This window comes from Paraburkholderia sp. SIMBA_053 (assembly GCF_046534895.1).
GTDB classification, from domain to species: Bacteria; Pseudomonadota; Gammaproteobacteria; order Burkholderiales; family Burkholderiaceae; genus Paraburkholderia; species Paraburkholderia caledonica.
Genome location: NZ_JAWRXU010000728.1, coordinates 1 through 270, shown reverse-complemented (window position 1 = coordinate 270; position 270 = coordinate 1). Strand labels below are relative to the sequence as shown.

Genomic DNA, 270 nt, shown 5'->3' with positions numbered 1-270 from the left:
ACCGCAATTTGTTTACCATGCTGATTAAAGTTTGAGAATAAAAGTGGAACTACAATTAAAGAGATAAAAATTCCTATTATAGATCCAATGAAAGCAATATAAAAAGTACCTCTAATCATCATCGATGTATAGGAAAGTTTCCCATTTAGGTCTTTAACTTGAAAATACTTAGGTAAGAATGTTTCTTTTATTCCTGTTAAAAGAAATAAGATACAGATGTTAGGGATGTTCATAGCTGCAAAGTACGCATCAGAATCACTAGAAAGGCCA

1 protein-coding gene is annotated in these 270 nt (G+C 31.1%); it reads right to left on the bottom strand.

Going from position 1 to position 270, the window contains the following annotated elements; all coding sequences use genetic code 11:
- Positions 1-270, bottom strand: a 270-nt coding sequence (locus SB753_RS37490; protein ID WP_410805214.1) for a hypothetical protein, incomplete at both ends; no start/stop codon positions are given.